The sequence below is a fragment of the Variovorax sp. Varisp41 genome, assembly GCF_047325085.1.
In the GTDB taxonomy this organism is placed as follows: domain Bacteria; phylum Pseudomonadota; class Gammaproteobacteria; order Burkholderiales; family Burkholderiaceae_C; genus Variovorax.
Genome location: NZ_CP168541.1, coordinates 1,540,603 through 1,557,670, shown reverse-complemented (window position 1 = coordinate 1,557,670; position 17,068 = coordinate 1,540,603). Strand labels below are relative to the sequence as shown.

At 67.5% G+C, this 17,068-nt stretch carries 17 protein-coding genes and 1 pseudogene; 7 read left to right on the top strand and 11 right to left on the bottom strand.

Features of this window, described 5'->3' with window-relative positions; all coding sequences use genetic code 11:
• Positions 1–37 precede the first annotated feature (37 nt).
• The 4 genes from ACEN9J_RS38540 to ACEN9J_RS38525 all read right to left on the bottom strand — a co-directional run bounded on the left by ACEN9J_RS38540 (position 38) and on the right by ACEN9J_RS38525 (position 3,214).
• Positions 38–832 carry an SDR family NAD(P)-dependent oxidoreductase gene (locus ACEN9J_RS38540; protein ID WP_261211672.1) on the bottom strand — a complete coding sequence of 265 codons (795 nt, stop codon included), beginning with the start codon at positions 830–832 and terminating at the stop codon, positions 38–40.
• Positions 833–852: 20 nt separating this feature from the next.
• Positions 853–1,557 carry a glutathione S-transferase family protein gene (locus ACEN9J_RS38535; protein WP_296723188.1) on the bottom strand — a complete coding sequence of 235 codons (705 nt, stop codon included), beginning with the start codon at positions 1,555–1,557 and terminating at the stop codon, positions 853–855.
• Positions 1,554–2,465: a DMT family transporter gene (locus tag ACEN9J_RS38530; protein WP_413765042.1), complete on the bottom strand. Its 912-nt coding sequence runs from the start codon at positions 2,463–2,465 to the stop codon at positions 1,554–1,556. Before ACEN9J_RS38530 ends, ACEN9J_RS38535 begins: the two co-directional genes overlap by 4 nt.
• Positions 2,466–2,557: 92 nt before the next feature.
• Positions 2,558–3,214, bottom strand: coding sequence for a peroxiredoxin-like family protein (locus tag ACEN9J_RS38525; protein ID WP_413765041.1), 657 nt, complete (start codon positions 3,212–3,214; stop codon positions 2,558–2,560).
• 311 nt (positions 3,215–3,525) lie between these two features.
• Here ACEN9J_RS38525 and ACEN9J_RS38520 point away from each other — a divergent pair.
• From ACEN9J_RS38520 to ACEN9J_RS38510, 3 genes are all read left to right on the top strand, one after another.
• Positions 3,526–4,663 (top strand): IS3 family transposase gene (locus ACEN9J_RS38520; protein ID WP_413765040.1). Its coding sequence is split into 2 segments (ribosomal slippage): positions 3,526–3,738 and positions 3,740–4,663, totalling 1,137 coding nucleotides; the frame shifts between segments, so codons are not numbered across the junction.
• 128 nt (positions 4,664–4,791) lie between these two features.
• Positions 4,792–5,256, top strand: coding sequence for a tripartite tricarboxylate transporter substrate-binding protein (locus ACEN9J_RS38515; protein ID WP_413765039.1), 465 nt, complete (start codon positions 4,792–4,794; stop codon positions 5,254–5,256).
• A gap of 98 nt (positions 5,257–5,354) precedes the next feature.
• Complete coding sequence (locus ACEN9J_RS38510) at positions 5,355–5,705, top strand: hypothetical protein (RefSeq protein WP_296723197.1); 351 nt, start codon at positions 5,355–5,357, stop codon at positions 5,703–5,705.
• Positions 5,706–5,750: 45 nt separating this feature from the next.
• Here the strand turns inward: ACEN9J_RS38510 and ACEN9J_RS38505 are convergent, their stop codons facing one another.
• From ACEN9J_RS38505 to ACEN9J_RS38490, 4 genes are read right to left on the bottom strand one after another with little or no spacing between them, the layout of a single operon-like run.
• Positions 5,751–6,677: an ABC transporter permease gene (locus tag ACEN9J_RS38505; RefSeq protein ID WP_296723199.1), complete on the bottom strand. Its 927-nt coding sequence runs from the start codon at positions 6,675–6,677 to the stop codon at positions 5,751–5,753.
• A complete protein-coding gene (locus ACEN9J_RS38500; protein ID WP_413765038.1) occupies positions 6,674–7,756 on the bottom strand; it encodes an ABC transporter permease in 1,083 nt (360 codons plus the stop codon). Before ACEN9J_RS38500 ends, ACEN9J_RS38505 begins: the two co-directional genes overlap by 4 nt.
• The gene (locus ACEN9J_RS38495) at positions 7,753–9,387 is read right to left on the bottom strand and encodes an ABC transporter ATP-binding protein (protein ID WP_413765037.1); all 1,635 of its coding nucleotides are present in this window, start codon (positions 9,385–9,387) and stop codon (positions 7,753–7,755) included. Before ACEN9J_RS38495 ends, ACEN9J_RS38500 begins: the two co-directional genes overlap by 4 nt.
• Complete coding sequence (locus ACEN9J_RS38490) at positions 9,387–10,370, bottom strand: BMP family protein (protein ID WP_413765036.1); 984 nt, start codon at positions 10,368–10,370, stop codon at positions 9,387–9,389. Before ACEN9J_RS38490 ends, ACEN9J_RS38495 begins: the two co-directional genes overlap by 1 nt.
• A 178-nt stretch (positions 10,371–10,548) precedes the next feature.
• On the opposite strand from ACEN9J_RS38490, the gene ACEN9J_RS38485 reads away from it, so the two are divergent.
• From ACEN9J_RS38485 to ACEN9J_RS38470, 4 genes are all read left to right on the top strand, one after another.
• On the top strand, positions 10,549–11,346 hold the full coding sequence (locus ACEN9J_RS38485; protein ID WP_413765035.1) for a cysteine hydrolase: 798 nt from the start codon (positions 10,549–10,551) through the stop codon (positions 11,344–11,346).
• Complete coding sequence (locus ACEN9J_RS38480) at positions 11,346–12,551, top strand: amidase (RefSeq protein ID WP_413765034.1); 1,206 nt, start codon at positions 11,346–11,348, stop codon at positions 12,549–12,551. Before ACEN9J_RS38485 ends, ACEN9J_RS38480 begins: the two co-directional genes overlap by 1 nt.
• Positions 12,548–13,213, top strand: a complete 666-nt coding sequence (locus tag ACEN9J_RS38475) for a TetR/AcrR family transcriptional regulator (protein ID WP_203208107.1) — start codon at positions 12,548–12,550, stop codon at positions 13,211–13,213. The genes ACEN9J_RS38480 and ACEN9J_RS38475 overlap by 4 nt, the downstream gene beginning before the upstream one ends.
• A gap of 84 nt (positions 13,214–13,297) precedes the next feature.
• On the top strand, positions 13,298–14,833 hold the full coding sequence (locus ACEN9J_RS38470; RefSeq protein WP_413765033.1) for a gamma-glutamyltransferase family protein: 1,536 nt from the start codon (positions 13,298–13,300) through the stop codon (positions 14,831–14,833).
• A gap of 26 nt (positions 14,834–14,859) precedes the next feature.
• Here ACEN9J_RS38470 and ACEN9J_RS38465 read toward each other — a convergent pair whose 3' ends face one another.
• The 3 genes and pseudogenes from ACEN9J_RS38465 to ACEN9J_RS38455 form a co-directional block, all read right to left on the bottom strand.
• Positions 14,860–15,183, bottom strand: a complete 324-nt coding sequence (locus ACEN9J_RS38465) for a high-potential iron-sulfur protein (RefSeq protein WP_413765032.1) — start codon at positions 15,181–15,183, stop codon at positions 14,860–14,862.
• 88 nt (positions 15,184–15,271) lie between these two features.
• Positions 15,272–15,730, bottom strand: a pseudogene (locus tag ACEN9J_RS38460) (integrase core domain-containing protein); the annotation flags it as partial.
• A 280-nt stretch (positions 15,731–16,010) separates the two neighbouring features.
• Complete coding sequence (locus ACEN9J_RS38455) at positions 16,011–17,036, bottom strand: AraC family transcriptional regulator (RefSeq protein WP_261211695.1); 1,026 nt, start codon at positions 17,034–17,036, stop codon at positions 16,011–16,013.
• Positions 17,037–17,068 lie beyond the last annotated feature (32 nt).

Below are 17,068 nucleotides of genomic sequence, written 5' to 3'. Positions count from 1 at the left end.
CTTCGTACGCGGCAAGCACCATGTCGCGCCGATGCCCTCACAGTGCGCTGTGGTCTTTTACCGACTCCTCCAGCGCAGCCTTGAGCGAAAGAAACCGTGCGTCGACCGCTGCAGGGTCGTCGCGATTGAGCGCGATCATCTTCGCGCGGGCCTCGCCGCCTCGCACGACCTCGAGCGCGTTCGACATCATGCCCTCGACGATGGCGTCGGCCACGGCCGAAGCGGGTTCGCGCGAGAAGCCCAGCTCGGGACCTGCTCGGTTGGTCTTCATCATCGGTGTGTCGGTTCCGCCCGGGTAGGCCGTCAGAACGTGGATTCGTTCGCCCTTGAGTTCGCGCCGCATGGCTTCGCCGAAACGCGCCAAGCCGGATTTCACCGCTGCATAGGTGGCATAGAACGGTGCACCGACGAGTGCGATGCCCGAGGCGACGTTCACGACCATCGCGTCGCCGCTCGCGCGCAGCGCCGGCATCGCCGCGCGCGTGAGCAGGATGGGCGCCAGCAGGTCCACGGTGACCATCGCCTCGATGTCGGCCTCGGCGGTATTCTCCAGCCGTCCGGCACGAACGCCACCGGCGTTGTTCACGAGGATGTCCAGTCCACCGAGGGCTGCCAGCGCCTGGGCCAGCGTGGCCTCTCGCCCCTGGGGCGTGGCGACATCCGCGCATCCGCCGCTCGCCGAACCGAGGACGCCAAGTGCCTTGTCGAGCGCTTCGCGACGCCGGCCGGTGATGAATACACGAGCGCCCTGGGCAAGCAGCGCTTGCGAAAGGGCCAGGCCAATTCCGCTCGAACCGCCGGTGACGAGCACGCGCTTGTTCTTTAATTCCATTTCAATGCTCCGATGGTTCTTCAGGCGTTGGCCGGATAGTTGGACGGGAACAGTGCCCGCTTGGTCTCGTCGTCGTTCACGGACTTGAAGACATGGCTCTTGGACAGTGCACGCGCACGAGCCACCGCAGACCGGGCATCCACGCTCGCGAACCAGCGCTTGAGCGCGGGATAGGCCGCGAGCGGATCTTCCGGCGTCTTGAGGACGCGGGAAGCCCGGTCGATCCAGCCCCACGCTGAGATGTCCGCGATGGTGAAGCCGTTACCGACGATATAGTCGCGCCCCGCGAGATGGTCTTCCAGCACCTGGTAGTGCCGCTGTGCTTCGCGTCGATACCGGTTCACCGCGTAGTCCAGCCCCTCGGGCGCCGCATGCTGAAAGTGCACTGCCTGTCCCGAGAACGGTCCGAGTCCCGACGCAATGAACATCAGCCACGACAGCAATTCCGGCCGATCCTCGGGTGCACCAAGCAACTGGCCGCTCTTTTCTGCGAGGTAGAGCAGGATCGCCGTCGAATCGAAGACGCGAGCCTCTCTGCCGCCGGGCCCTTGCGTATCGACGATCGCCGGCACCTTTCCATTCGGGTTGATGGCCCGGAAGGCCGCGGCATGCTGCTCGCCCTTGCTGGTGTCCACCGGGATCGCCTCGTAGGCAAGGCCGGTCTCCTCGAGAAGGAGCGCGACTTTCGCGGGATTGGGAGTGGGATGGAAGTAGAAACGGATCATGCGGGACGGTCTCCTTGGATGGGTGTGGCGGGTGGGGGGCCCGGAGAAGCCGGGGCATTCGAACGCGCTGGGCGAGCGGCCAGGAAGACGCCTGCAACTACCGCAGCCATCGCAATGCATTCCGCGATCGAAGGAAGCTCCCCCAGGACGGGGATGCCGAGCAGCAGTGCCGACACCGGTATCAGGGCGATGAGCGCCGTGGCGGCGGAGGGACCGAGCAGCGCCACGGAGCGGTTGAAGGACACGAGCGCCACGCCGCTCATGAGGATGCCCTGGTAGAAGGCCTGAAGCGCGATCTCGGGCCACGAGGCCAGCGCCAGCCGGCTGAGGCCGCACAGCAGATACACAGGAATGAAGACGAGCGCGGACCACACGCAGATCAGCGCCGCCGACTGGACCGCAGAAAGGCTGCTGCGGCGAAAAAGCACCGTATAGATGGCCCACATCGAGGCAGCGCACACCAGCGCGACGATACCGGCCAGACTGGGCGCGCCGGAAGCCGTGCCCCCGAAAGCCAGCATACAGGCAAGGCCCGCCACGATCGACGCGTAGCCCCAAAGGCGGACTTGGTCCGGCTTTTCCTTCAAGAACCACCACGCCAGCAAGCCGGCGAACACCGGCATGAGCGTCGGCGCGACCGCCGCCGCCTGCGCCGCCGATGTTTGCTGCAGGCCGAGAGCGACTAGCAGCACGAAAGGTACGCCCCAAAGAAAGGCGTACAGAAAACCCTCGCGCCATCGGGCAGCCGGCAACTGTCGTCCACGCAGCAAAAGCGAAGGCGCCAGCACGAGCGCGCCGATGCCGTACCGCAAGGCGGTGACATCCCACAGGCGAAGCTCGCGCGTCACGCTGAAGCGCGTCACGACGAACCAACCGGAGAAAATCGCGACCGTCAGAGCCGCCCACATCAAACCCATCAACAGTGGTCGCGACGCGCGTGGCGACACCGCATCTAACGACCCTTTTCGCGGCAACGGGGCCTGATTGTCTGGCTTGCCATTCACTTTGACCGCACCCCTCGCAGCGAGTTCGTGAGGTATTCGGAAGTGAGACGATGTCGATAGCCGATACCTACGAAGGCCATCGCGATCCGCCGGCCGCCCGCGACGACGTAGGTGGCCGGCAAAGGCACCTCCCAGCCTTCATCGCTCTTGATGTCCGACAACGCCTTGTTGCTGGGGCGCAGAGCATCATGCAAGAGCTCGGAAAGCGTACGAACAATTGCAACGCTTCGTGCGACAGCATTGCCGATGTCGCTCAACACGTCGAACCCGATCGCGTTGCGCCAGCCCGCCGACAAAGAGCCATCGAGGCGTTGAGGCGAGATGGCTAGCAAGCGCGCGCCGAAAAGCAGCAGGTTAGGCGGCCGCGCTCGGAGTGCGCGCAACTGCCGCTTGCAGTTGGGACACCATCCTCGGCGGTAGAAGGTAACCACGGCGGGATCGCTCTGGAGGACTTCGACCAACGAGATTAATCGAGCACCATGATTCGCGAGCGTGACTTTCGGCGCCCGAACACTCTCACCGAGCATGGCGTCATACGTGAAGCTCGCGCGCAGTTGCTCGATGCTGGCTTCATAGAGCGCAGCGCGCCCTGGGGGCGCGCTCCACGAGAACGCCTCTCGACGTGCGCGGGGCTGGAGTTCGGTGGCGAACATGAGTACTTGCTGGCATCGCTACATGAGGGAGCGCATGCGTAAATGCAGAGCGAAGATTTTGTATCGAGTGCTCTAATACTACTCGAAAAGCTCACCAATGCAAATCGGTATGCCTTGGAGCGCGACTTGTTGATTTCCATGGAGTCCTGCCCCCAACTGGCGGATGATCGGGCATATGCGGCCCAAGTTGGCCAGCGTCGCGCGCAGAGCAACCTTTCAGGCGTGTGCACCGAGTGGGTCAAAGCGCAAGTGGACTGCCCCTGGTCCGGTAGACAAACCCCGCCTATCCTTTGAGCATAGGAGGGAGTGCCATGAGCACCCAGAGGTTTACGCCGGAATTCAAGGAAGAGGCGGTCAAGCAGGTCATCGAGCGCGGGTACTCAGTGCCAGATGTCGCAGCGCGCTTGGGTGTGTCGGCCCATAGCCTGTACAAGTGGGTCAAGGCGGTTGCGCCGGATAAATCAGAACAACAGTCCAAGGAACTGCTGGAAGCCAAGAGCGAGATCCTTCGGCTACGCGCACAAAATGCGTCGAGTCGAAGAGGAGCGTGACCTGCTAAAAAAAAGCCGCGCGGTACTTTGCCAGGGAGCCCGGGTGAAGTACCGCTTCATGAACGAGCACCGTCATGAATACCCGCTGGCCATGATGTGCGGGGTTCTGCAGGTGGCACGGGCTGGTTTTTATGCGTGGTTGCAATGCCCCGTGTCCGACCGGGCCAAGGACGATACGCGGCTGCTGGAACTCATCCGCCACTCATACGCCGCCAGCCATGGTGTCTATGGTGCTCGTCGCGTCCTTGGCGACCTCCGCGAAGCCGGTGAGAGCTGTGGTCTGCATCGTGTGGAGCGGCCCATGCAGCGCCACAAAATCAAAGCCATACGAGGCTGCAAAAAGCTCCGTGCCATTGCCGGTCGCCCGTCCATCATCGCGCCCAACCATCTGCAGCGCGAATTCACGGTCGATGTGCCCAACAAGGTGTGGGTCACCGACATCACCTACATCCGGACCTGGCAAGGCTGGCTGTACCTGGCGGTGGTGCTGGACCTCTACGCCCGCAAGGTCGTGGGATGGTCTATGAAGCCGACGCTGGGCAGGGAGCTGGCACTGGACGCATTGCTGATGGCTGTGTGGCGCCGCAAACCGCAGCAACGGGTCCTGGTTCATAGCGACCAGGGCAGCCAATATGGAAGCGACGACTTCAAGCGCTTCTGCGCAGCCCACAACCTCGAGCCGAGCATGAGCCGACGGGGCAACTGCTGGGACAACGCCGTCGCCGAGTCCTTCTTCAGCAGCCTGAAAAAGGAGCGCATCCAGAAGCGCATCTACAAGACCCGGGATCAAGCGCGCGCCGATGTCTTCGATTACATCGAGGCGTTCTACAACCGAACCCGCCGCCACAGCCATCTGGGCGGCATCAGCCCCGAGGCGTTCGAACGCGCCTCGGCTTGAGGCAGGGGTTTGTCTACCGGATCGGGAGCAGTCCAACCTTAACAAGGTGTCTTTGAAACCGGCAGCAGTCCAAGCAGCCCAACCCCTTGTGCTGTACTCGGAGGCACGCGTAAACCGAAGCGCGAGCCTTGGATTCCCTCAGGACTCGCGCCTACGCCAAAAGCGGTCGTGGTGAACCGCCCCGGCGCCAACAGCGCCGTGGGAGCGCGCTACGTCGCTCAGGCCAAGACCTGCCCGAACTGGCGAAGCTGTCGCACGAAAGGCCCGACAGCCTGAGCTTCTGCACGACGGGCGTCAGCGGGCTGAACCACCTCCCGCTCGAGATGTTCAAGAGCCTGGTGGTCGAGATGAAGACCGGGACCGCGCTCAACGTGATCCACCGCCCCTACAACGGCGTGGCACAAGCCCTCACTGCGCTGAAGGCCGGCGAGGTGCAGGCCTGCGCGCTGCCCTACAGCACCTTTGAACTGCATCTTCTTTCATCCGTAAGTGCTTTTCGTTTGCTCACAAGTGAGTGGGAGGTGAACGGCAATGGTTGCCCAGACTTGCGCGAAGGATCGCAAACACCGCAGCAGGGCCTCGCGGCGCAGTGACATTTGGGAACGTTCTTCACCGTCGCGATGTGCGCAGTATTGGGTCGCCGTCCGTTGGAAGCGCATCAGGGCGATTCCCGCCCTCTGGAGTTGAAAAAATGATTCTCTCGCGAGCCGTCTTCAAGCTTGCCGCCGCAGGCCTTGTTGCCGCCGGCGCCCTGACCGTCGCCTCAACGGCCAACGCCGGCACCAGCTGGTCCGTCGGCATCAACGTCCCCGGCGTGGTCGTGAGCGAGCCGGCCCCCGTCTATACCTATCCGGCGCCGGCCTACTACCAGGCTCCGCGGCCGGTCTACTCCGTTCCGCCGCCCGCCTACTACGACCCGGCCGCGCGCTGGGAGGAACGTCGCGCCGAACGCTGGGAAGAGCGCCGTGCCGAGCGTCGCGAATGGCGCCGCCGCCAGTGGGAGCGCGAGCAGTACCGCCGCTACTACGAGGATCGCGACTGAGGCCGGCGGCCTCGCGCGCAGGGCCGCCTCCTCGGCATCTGCGCTTCAGCCCTGCGCGGGCAACGGCTTCGTGAGCGCTGCGGGCGCGACCTGTCGACCAACCAGCCCGCCCACCGCCAGCAGCGCGAGCACGTAAGGCAAGGCGATCAGCAGGGCGCTGGGCACCTCGATGCCCATCGCAGGAAGCTGGAACTGCAGCGCAGTGGCGGCTCCGAAGAGACAGCAGGCCATCACGGTCCGGCCGAGGCGCCAGTTGCCGAAGATCACCGCCGCGATCGCCAGGTAGCCGGCGCCGCCGGTCATGCCTTCCGTGAAGGTGTGGATGTCACCGATCGACAGGAAGCAGCCCGCCAGCGCGGACATGAAGCCGGTGAACAGCACGGCGCCATAGCGGATGCGGCTCACCTTCAACCCCGAATGGCTCGCCGCCTGCGGCGACGTGCCCGCGGCATGGATCGCCAGGCCGAGCGCAGTGGCGCGCATCACCCAGCCCACCAACACGATCAGCACGATGGCGGCATAGAGCAGCCATGCCTGCCGGAAGACCTGCTCGCCCAGGTGCGGGATCTCCGACAGCCCGGGTGGCGCCCACTTGTCCAGGCCCGGGATCTCGGCGCGCGAGCGGCTGCCGAAGATCGCCCGGTAAGCCAGGGTGGTCGCGCCGAGCACCAGGATGTTGATGCCGATGCCGGTAACGATCTGGTTGGCGCGCAGCGTGATGCTCAGAAAGGCCTGCAGCCACGCGATGGGCAGCACGCACAGCACGCCGCAGAGCAGGCCGAGCAACGGCGAGCCGGTGGCCCACGAGGCGGTGGCGCCTGCGAAGGCGCCGGCCAGCATGAGGCCCTCCACGCTCATGTTGAGCACGCCGGCCCGTTCGCTCACGAGCTCGCCGGTGGCGGCGAGCAGCAGCGGCGCGGCGAGCCGGATGCTCGAGCCGACGAAGACGGCGGCCAGTTCGGGATCGATCATTTGCGTCGCGCCTCCATGCGCTGGATACCGATGGCTGCCCCGGCGAGCGTCACGATGATGAGACCCTGGATCACCACGACCAGGGCGGTGGGCACTTGCGCCACCATTTCCATGTTGATCCCGCCCGAACGCAGGAAGCCGAAGAGCAGCGAGCCCGCAACCACGCCGCTCGCGCTGCCGCGTGCGAGCAGGCCCACCACCAGGCCGTCGAAGCCGTAGCCCGACGAGAAACCGGCCTTAAGCGTGTACTGCTCGCCCTGCAGCATGAAGGCGCCGGCAAGTCCGCCGAAGGCGCCGGCTGCGCAGAGCGCGCCGATGGCGAGGCGGTCGATGGGCATGCCGGCGCGGCGAGCCGCGCGCGGGTTCAGGCCGGTCGCGCGCAGCTGCAGTCCCGTCACCGTGCGGTTGAGCAGCAGCGCCACCGCCACCGCCAGCACCACCCCGATCAGCAGGCCGACGTGCAGCGGCGTACCCGCATCGCCGGTGAGTAGCGGCAGCTGGGTCGCCACCGGAATCTCCAGCGACTCGGGCAGCGTCGCGCTGCTCGTCATCGGCCGGCGCAGCAGGTGCTCGGACTGCACGCTGCCGTACACCATCCAGATGGCGATGAAGGAAAGCAGCAAGGTCGCGATGACCTCGTTGGTGCCCATCTTGACGCGCAGGACGCCGGCGATGCCGCCCCAGAACGCGCCCGCCGCGCAGGCGCCGAGCATCGGAACGATGAAGGCCAGCCCCCACGGCAGCTGCGCCACTGGTGGCCACAGCGCGAGCGCCGTGGCCGTGATGCCGCCAACGGCAATCTGCCCTTCTCCGCCCACGTTCGTGAGGTTTGCGCGCTCGGCCAGGATGAAACCCAGGCCGACCAGCATGAGCACCAGCGCACGGTTGATCGAGGCAGCCAGCGCATAGGACGAGCCCCAGGCGCCGTCCGCGAACGCGGCGACCGCATCGCCCACGGGCACGCCGAGCGCGGCGATCAGCAAGGCACCGACGCCAAAGGCCAGCAGCACGGCGGCTGCCGAGACCTGCAGCGCAGGGGTCGGCCTGAGCCGCGACCAAGCAAGTACAGGACCGCTCATGGGGCGACCTCCTCTGCAACATCTTTCTTGTCACGGTGCCCGGCCATCCAGGCACCGATGCGCGCGCGGTCCGCGCCCGCCGTAGGGCATGTGCCCATCACCCGGCCCCGGTAGAGCACCAGCACGCGGTCGGCGACGCTCAGCAGTTCGTCGAGCTCCGACGAGATGAGCAGCACGCCGACCCCGCGGTCCGCGGCGGCCCGGATGTGGCCGTAGATGGCCTCGACCGCGCCGACATCCAGGCCGCGCGTGGGCTGCGCCGCCAGCAGAAAGCGCAGGCCCTCGAGCGTGAGCTCGCGCGCGAGCACCGCCTTCTGCTGGTTGCCGCCCGAAAGGCCTCCGAACGGCACGTCGGGGCTGGCAGCGCGCACGTCGTAGCGCTGCATGAGGTCGAGCGCCTCGCGGCGCATGGCCGCGCGGTCGAGGAGGCCGAAGCGCCGGAACCGGTCCAGGCGGTCGAGCATGATGTTCTCTGCGACGTTCATGCCTGTCACGCAGGCCAGCGCATGCCGGTCTTCGGGCACCACGCCGCAGCCCGCAGCGCTGAGCTGGCGCGGCGTGGCGCGCGTCATGTCCTCGCCGCAGACGAAATAGCGCCCCTCGGTGGGACGCAGCATTCCCGAAAGCACCGCGCCCAGCTCGCCCTGGCCATTGCCCTCGACGCCGGCGATGGCCACGATCTCGCCCGGCTCCACCAGCAGGGTAAAGTTGTCCAGGCGCACCACGCCATCGACGTCGCGCACGGAGAGGCCGTCGGCCAGCAGCGCCGCCTCGCGCGCCGGGCTGCCCGGTGCCGGCCGGAATGCACGAGACCCCCGTACCGGCGTGGCGGCAGGCGCCTGCAGGTCGCGCTGGATCATCGCGCGCACCAGCGCGTCGATGTCCTGTGCGGGCGCGTCCGAGCGCGCCACCACGCGGCCGCCGCGCAGGACGGTCGCACGCCGCGCAACACGCTGGATCTCGGCCAGCTTGTGGGTGACCAGCACGACGCCGCAGCCCTGCTGCGCCACGCGCGTACACACCGAGAGCAATGCCTCGATCTCCTGCGGCAGCAACACGGCGGTCGGTTCGTCGAGCACCAGCAGGCGCGGCTCGCGCACCAGGCACTTCACGATTTCCACGCGCTGGCGCTCGCCCACCGACAGGTCCTGCACCTTCGCATGCGGATCGAGCGCGAGCCCGTAGCGCTCCCGCATCGCGGCGATACGCGCCGCGCCGGCCTTGCGGTCGAGCACGCCGCGCACCTGGCCGAGCAGCAGGTTGTCGAGCACCGTCATGTCGGGCACGAGGCTGAAGTGCTGGTGGACCATCGCGATGCCGTGCGAAAGAGCATCCGCCGGCGAGCGCGGGCGAAACGCCCCACCGGCCAGCGTCATCTGGCCCGCGTCCGCGGCGTGCACGCCGAAGACGAGATTGCACAGCGTGGACTTGCCGGCGCCGTTCTCGCCCAGCAAACAGTGGACTTCGCCGGGATGGAGCGCCAGCGATACGTCCTGCAGCGCCTGCAGCGCGCCGAAGCGCTTGGACAGCCCCTCCAGCTTCAGCAGCGGCGCGGCGGCCGGCGTTGCGGCGACCCCCGGGCCGCCGTCGCTGATGCCGTCACCCAGGCCGATGGCGTGGCGCTCGCGCATCAGCCCTCCAGCACCTTGATCTTGCCGGACAGGATGTCCTTCTTGATCTGCTCGAGCTTGGCCTTCTGTTCGTCGGTCGCCCCGCAGATGACCATGTCCGATGCGTTCGGCCCCATGGCCAGTCCGAAGGGCTTGTAGCCGGCCTTCCAGGTACCGCCGACGGCCTCCTTGATGGCGTACTGCACCTGATAGCCAACGCCGGTGATGCTGTAGGCGGGATAGAGCGGATCGGTGCCGCAGCGGCTGGTGTAGCTGCCGATGATCTTCGTGCCCTTCTCCTTGGCCGCCTGCTCCATGCCGCGCAGGCCGAGGTTCAGGATGTGATAGTGCACGTCGGCGCCCTGCGCGATGGCCGCCAGCGTGGCTTCCTTGGCCTTGGCCACGTTGTCGAAGTCGCCGGTGTAGTTCTCGAAGTACTTGATGCCGGGTTTGATGTACCTGGCGCCGTTGCCGAACTCCTTGCCAGCGTTGACGATGGAAGGGATCTCCATGCCGCCCACGTAGCTCACGGCCCCGTTCTTCGAGAGCATCGCGGCGGCGGCGCCCGCGACGAAGGCGATCTCGGCCTGCTTGACGTCGTAGCCGGCCACGTTGGCCGTCTCCTCGGCCTTGTTGCCGCCGACGATCGAGAAGTGCGTCTTGGGGAAGCGCTTGGCCACCTTGAGCACGGCGGCCTGGGTCTGGCCGCCGACGCCGATCACGAGCGCGTTCTTGCTGGCCAGGTTGGTCAGCGCCTGCTCCATGTCGGCGTAGTTGATGTTCTCGATCATCTGCACCTTGATCCTGGCGCCGTACTCCTTCTGTGCGGCCACGAGCCCGTCGTAGCCGGACTCCATCCATCCCTTGTCCGACTTGGACCCGGGAATGAGGATGCCGACCGCGATCGGATCGGCGGCCGAGGCCGGCAGGCTCAGCACGAGGGCGGTGAAGGCGCTGACGCCTGCGAGGACGGCGGCGCGGCGGGAGAGAGACGGAATCTGCATGGCATGCCTTTCGCTAGTTGTAGGGGTTAAGTAACTAATCAATTACTTACCGACAACGCATCGCAATAACAGTGCCAGTGAATTCGCCGACTTTTTGCCGCATATCGGTGCGGCGACCGCAACGAATGCACCAGCCTGCGGCGATGCGCCCTTCGCCCGCACACCACCGGAGCCTTTGATGAAACGCCACCCCTATCTTCCCGATGCCCGGCCCGACGGCGCCCTGGGCCTGGGCCAGCAGTACTACTGGGTCGCCAGCGAGCGCGAGGTCGATATGTCCGTGGAGCCGCCCGCGCCGCTGCGCGCTCGGGTGCAGGCGCAGCCGCAGAACGTGGTGCTCGACCTGCGCCGCACGGCCATCGTCATCATCGACCTGCAGAACGACTTCTGCACCGAGGGCGGATGGGTCGACCACATCGGCGGCAACTATGCGGCGGACCGCACGCCGATCGCCCCGCTGCAGAAGCTGCTGCCCGGGCTGCGCCGCGCCGGCGTGCCGGTCGTCTGGGTCAACTGGGGCAACCGCCCGGACCTGGCCAACATGCCGCCCAACCAGATCCACCTGTACAAGAACAGCGGCACGGGCGTCGGCCTGGGCGACCCGCTGCCCGGCGGCAAGGGCCACGTGCTGCAGAAGGACTCGTGGGCCGCGGCCATCGTGGACGAGCTCGCACCGCACGAAGGCGACTTTCTGGTCGACAAGCACCGCATCAGCGGCTTCTGGGACACGCCGCTGGACAGCATCCTGCGCAACCTCGGGGTGCGCAGCATCCTCTTCGCGGGCTGCAACACCGACCAGTGCGTGCTGCACACGCTCACCGACGCCAACTTCCTGGGCTACGGCTGCGTGATGCTGAGCGACTGCTGCGCCACGAGCTCGCCGGACTTCTGCACCGAGGCGACGATCTGGAACGTCAAGAAGTGCTTCGGCTTCGTGACCGACTCGGCCGCCGTGCTCACGGCGCTGCCCGCCTGATGCACACGGAGACAGCGCACGGCTCGGGCGGCTGGATGCCCGGCCCCCGCTGCGAGCGGCCCGCCACCGGCGTTGGCGCGCTGAATGGGGTGCGCCTGGGCGTGAAGGACCTCATCGATATCGCAGGCGCCGTCACGGGCGGCGGTAACCCGGACTGGGCCACCAGCCACCCGCCGGCCGTGCACGACGCCCCCTGCGTGGCCACGCTGCGCGGCGCAGGCGCGCGGGTTGTCGGCAAGACGATCAGCGACGAACTCGCCTTCAGCCTGGAGGGCGAGAACGCCCACTATGGCGCGCCGCGCCATCCGCGCGACCCCGATCGGCTGCCCGGTGGGTCGTCCAGCGGCAGCGCCGCCGCGGTCGCATGGGCGGAGGTCGACCTGGCGCTGGGCACCGACACGGGCGGCTCGGTGCGCGTACCGGCGGCGTTCTGCGGGCTCGCCGCGATGCGGCCCACGCACGGCCGGATCCCGCTCGACGGGGTCCTGCCCTTCGCACCGAGCTACGACACGGTGGGGTGGTTCGCCCGCGATGCCGAGCTGCTGCGCCGCGCCGGGCATGCGCTGCTCGGCACCGAAGCCCGCATCGGCAGCAACCGGCCCTCGCCGCCCCTGCGCCTGTGCGTGGCCACGGACGCGCTGGCGCTGGCGGAGCCCGCGGTGCGCGAGCCGCTGGCCGCGTGGGCCCGCCTGATGCGCATCGACAGCGAGCGCAGCGCCTATGGCGGCAGCGACTGGCGAGACTGGTTCGAAGCCTATGCCCTGCTCCAGGGCCTGGAGATCCAGGCCCACGTCGGCCCGTGGATCCGGCGACAGCGGCCGCGCTTCGGCGCCGCCATCGCGCCGCGCTTCGAGGCGGCGCTGGCGCTCGATGCCGCGCAGGGAACGCGCTGGAGCGACTGGCGCGCGCAGGCCGTCGCGCGGCTGGCGCAGAGGATGGGCCCCGACGAGGCGTGGCTGATCCCCGCCGCACCCTGCCTCGCGCTGTCGCGCCGTGCCGATGCGGCTCAGCGCGGCGCCTTCTACGAGCGCGCACTGGCGCTCGGCGCGGTGGCCGGCCATGCGGGGCTGCCGCAGGTGGTGTTTCCGCTGCCGGCTGCCGAGGGCCTGCCGCCTTGCGCATCCTTCATCTCGGCCAGGGGCAATGACGAACGGCTGCTCGAACTTGCCGCGACACTAGCGCCTGCATTCCCATCCACACGATGAGCAAACTTTCCCCACGGCGGGCGCCGGCCCAGGAGACGATCGCGCGGCGCGACGCCACACTCACGCGCGCGAAGCTCCTGGAAGCGGCGATCGACGAGTTCTCGAACGAGGGCTACAGCGGCGCGCGCACCGAACGCATCGCACGGCTCGCCGGCACGAACATCCGCATGCTGTACCACTACTTCGGGAGCAAGGACGACCTGTACGTCGCCGTGCTCGAGGCGGTGATGGCCGACCTGCGGCACGAAGAACTCCGACTGGACCCGGAAGCCGAGGAGCCGCTGACCGGCCTGCTGCACATCGCCGATTTCGTGGACCACCACTTCGCGACGCACCCGCGGCTGCGCAAGCTGCTGGCCTTCGAGAACCTCAACGAGGCGCGGCATCTCGCGCGCTCGAACCGGATCCCGGAGATGTCGTCGCCGGTGATCGCGCTGATCCGCCGCCTGCTGGTGCGCGGGGTGGCGGCGGGCGTCGTGCGCAGTGGCATCGATGCGCTGCACCTGTACGTGGCGATGGTGAGCCTGTCGTACTACGGCCGCGCCCATGCGTTCACGCTGTCACGCATCTTCAACAAGGACCTGCAGGCCGCGGCCTGGCAGAAGGCGCACCAGAAGATGACCCGCCAGATGGTGGCGGCCTTCCTGACGCAGGCGCCCTGAACGAATTTCCGCATGACTGCTTCCATGTCTGCTGAGCCCACACACCATCCCGCCGCACCTGCTTCGGCCACCTCCCGGCGAGGCATGGTGACGAGCCCCCATCCGCTGGCCAGTGCGGCGGGCCTGGAGGTGCTGGCCGATGGCGGCAATGCCATCGAGGCCGCCATCGCCATGGCGGCCGTGCTGTGCGTCGTGTGCCCGCACTTCACCGGGCTCGGAGGCGACGGTTTCTGGCTCATCACGCAGCCCGGTGCGCCCGTGCGCGGCATCTCCGGCGTCGGGCAGGCCGCCGCAGCGCTCCCGCCGCTGTCGGGGCCAGTCCCGCTGCGCGGCGGCGCGTCGGCATTGACCACGGCCGCGGCGGTGGACAGCTGGGCCCGGGCCTTCGACATCTCGGCGCGCAACTGGCAGGGCCGCCAGCGCTGGGCGTCGCTGCTGTCTCGCGCGATCGAGCATGCGCAGGAGGGCTTCGCCGTGTCGGCCTCGCAGCGCTTCTGGCACGAGATGCGGGCTGCGGAGGCGCAGCACTGGCACGGCTTCGACGCGGCGTTTCCCGTCGGGCCTTCGCATCAGCGCCAGCCCGGGCTGGCGCACACGCTGTCGCGGCTCGCGGCGCAGGGCCCGCGCGAGTTCTACGAAGGCGAAGTCGCGCACCGCCTCGCGGCCGGCCTGCAGGCCGCGGGTTCGCCGCTCACGCTGGACGACATGCGCGGCACCCGCGCTCGGGAAGTGACGCCGCTGGCCGTGCCCTACCGCGGCGGCACGCTGCTGAGCCTGCCGCCGCCGACGCAGGGCTTCGCCACGCTGGAAGCCATGGGCATCCTCGGCGAGCAGGATTTCTCCGGCATCGCCGAAGGCAGCGCCGAGCACTTCCACCGGATGGTCGAGGCGATCAAGCTGGCCTTTGTCGACCGCGACCGCTTCCTGGCCGACCCCGATTTCACCGAGGTGCCCGTGCAGCGGCTGCTCGACCCCGCCTACATCCAACAGCAGGCTGCGCGGGCGCAAGCCGGCGCACGGGCGATGCCCTGGCCCCAGCGATTCCGCCACGGCGACACCGTGTTCTTCGCGGCCGCGGACGCCTCCGGCCGCGGTGCGGGCGTGCTCCAGAGCATCTACTACGACTGGGGCAGCGGTGTCGTGGCCGGCGACACCGGTGTGCTGTGGCACAACCGCGGCGCGGCCTTCCACCACGATGGGAGCCATCCCAACGGGCTGCGCGGCGGCAAGCGGCCCTTCCATACGCTGAACCCCGTCGCCTTCATGCGCGACGGTCGGCCCGAGCTGCTGCTGGGCACGCAGGGCGCGGACGGGCAGCCGCAGACCCTGGTGGCGCTGCTCACCCGGCTGATCGACTTCGGCCTGGACCCCGCGCAGGCACTGGCAAGGCCGCGCTTTTTGCTCGGACGGACCTTCTCCGACAGCCGCGACAGCCTGAAGCTGGAGCAGGACGTGGGGCCCGAGGTGATGGCATCGTTGATCGCGCGCGGCCACGAGGTCGCGCCCATCGCCGCGCACAGCCCACTGGCAGGGCTGCCCGGCGTGATCCGCTTCGAAGCCGACGGTAGCCTGGCGGGCGCGCACGACCCTCGCGGTAACGGGGTCGCACTGGGTCTTTGAATGCCGGGCTGCCGGCGGCCCGGCACTCAGGCCTTCTTCGCCCAGGCGCTGCACCACCCCCTGGCGTTGACCTGCTTGCCGGAGAACAGCGCGCAGTTACCCTGCGGGTCGGTCGGCTTCGATTGCCACAGTGCGCAGCCGTTGCACAGCTGGGCGTTGTCGTGCTTCGGGATTTCTTCGTATCGGCCCTGGCCGAATCTGCGACATAGCCGAGCGCCACGGCTTGCGGCTCTTTCTCGTTGAGCTGGGCCTGCGCGAACGCATCGGAGGCGCAGGCGGCAGCGCCCGTCGGGGAGAGGGTCAGGATGAAGATGCGGCGGCTGGATGTCATCGCAACGCGCCTGCAACACCGATCAACAACAACGCCCGGTCGCGCGCCGCGCTCAACCGGCTTCTATAGGTTGACCAGAACCAACATCTCCAGAAGGTCTGCCTTCACTAGCTGTGAAGTGTCAAGAGGTTCTTTCGAGACATCGAGAGACGTGAGACGGGCACGGCGAGGTTGATGCCGTGGTGCGGCCGGTGCCAGTTATAGAAGTGGTTCCACACAGGCAGGGCCTCGCAGCGCTGGGCTGAGTTCGCGTAGGCGTGCCCGTAGGCCCACTCGCGCAGAGCCGACTGGATGAAGCGCTCGGCCTTGCCGTTGGTCTGCGGGCGACACGCCCTGGTGAACTTCTGCCCGATGCCCAGCTCGAGGCACGCTTCGGCGAACAGCCCAGAGCGAAACGACATGCCGTTGTCGGTCAACACCCGCTGGATCTGCACACCCATGCTTGCGAAGTAGCCCACCGCGGCCCGCAGGAATGCTTCGGCGCTGAACTCGGTCTCGTCGGGATGCACCTGCGTAAAGGCCAAGCGGCTGTGGTCCTCTCCGTCGCTTCGCAGACTCCGCCACCCATCGATACCCCCCGGACTTGTCATGCCACCTCTCTCACCATCGCAAACATGGTCGATCGCGCCCAAGGCAAGGTTGATCCCCGCCGCCACTCATCGGCTCGAACTCATCGAGGCCCTGCGTGGCTTTGCGCTGTTCGGCGTGCTGCTGGTGAACCTGCGCAGTTTCTCGCTCTTCGAATTCATGGGCAGCGCCGACGGCGCCCTGCTGCCGACGGCCGAGCGCCGCGATGGACCATTTTCGCGCGCGTTGCAGCCGATGCGGCTCCTGCCCCGCAGACTCCTAGGCATCGCCCGCGGCGTTGCACGCCCGCCACCGGGATGCGGTACAGCCGAAGGACTGCTGGAACCAGCGGCTGAAAGTGCTGAGGCTCTCGAAGCCGGTCTCGTCCGCGATCATCGACAGCGGTGAATCGGAGCCGGCCAGGGCGCGGCAGGCGACTTCCATCCGGATGCGTTGCAGGATGCCGGAGAACGTCTCCCCATCGTTCGCCAGCCTGCGGCTCAAGGTCCGGCGATCGATCTGGAAGTAGTCCGCCACGGACTGCGAATCGTAGTTCCCATCGTCGAGCAGGGTCCGCAGCAGGCGCTCGACCCGCGTCGAGAATCCGCCCGGCGAGCGCTTGATCAGAGGCTCGAGCTGCTGCCGCGCGAGCTTTCGCAGGAAGGGCGCCGATGTGACGGGCCGCCGTTGCAACACGCTTCGGTTAAGCACCAATCCGGATATGAGCTGCCTGAACTGGACCGGGCATTTGAAGAAGCGCTCGACCGTCGGCATTCTTTGAGGCTTGGCGAACGAAAAGGACACCAGGTCCGGCTGAAAGGCCTCCCCGATCAGCCATCGAATCTGCATGGTGATTCCCACCAGGCAGAACTGGGTGGCCTGGAAGGACTCCTCCCTGGTCCGGGCCTGGAGCTCCGTGACGATCAGCGGCGACTGGAATCGCTGGTCCAGCTGGATCAGCGTTCCATCGGCATGCAAGGCAAGGTGCGTGGTGTAGAAATGGATGGCCTCTTCCACCGTTTCCGCCTCGCGCATCAGCAGGCTGACCGCCCCCAGGTTGGGCACGCCACGCTCGATGGCGGCGCGCATGCCGAAGTCGGGACAGTTCCCCAGTCGAGCCGACTCGGACAGCAGGCGCCAGAAGGAATCCAGCGAGATCTGCGTCTCGAGATCGTCCATGCAGGAAGGGTCCAACCCCACGCGGCACAGCATCCGTTCGGGATCGAGCCCCGCCGCGCGAGCCGCCTCGAAGTAACCGATGAGCGTCGCGCTCCGGATCGATCTGGGTGCTGGCTTCCCTCTCATGGGCTGCGATCTCCAATGGACATGGGCAGAAG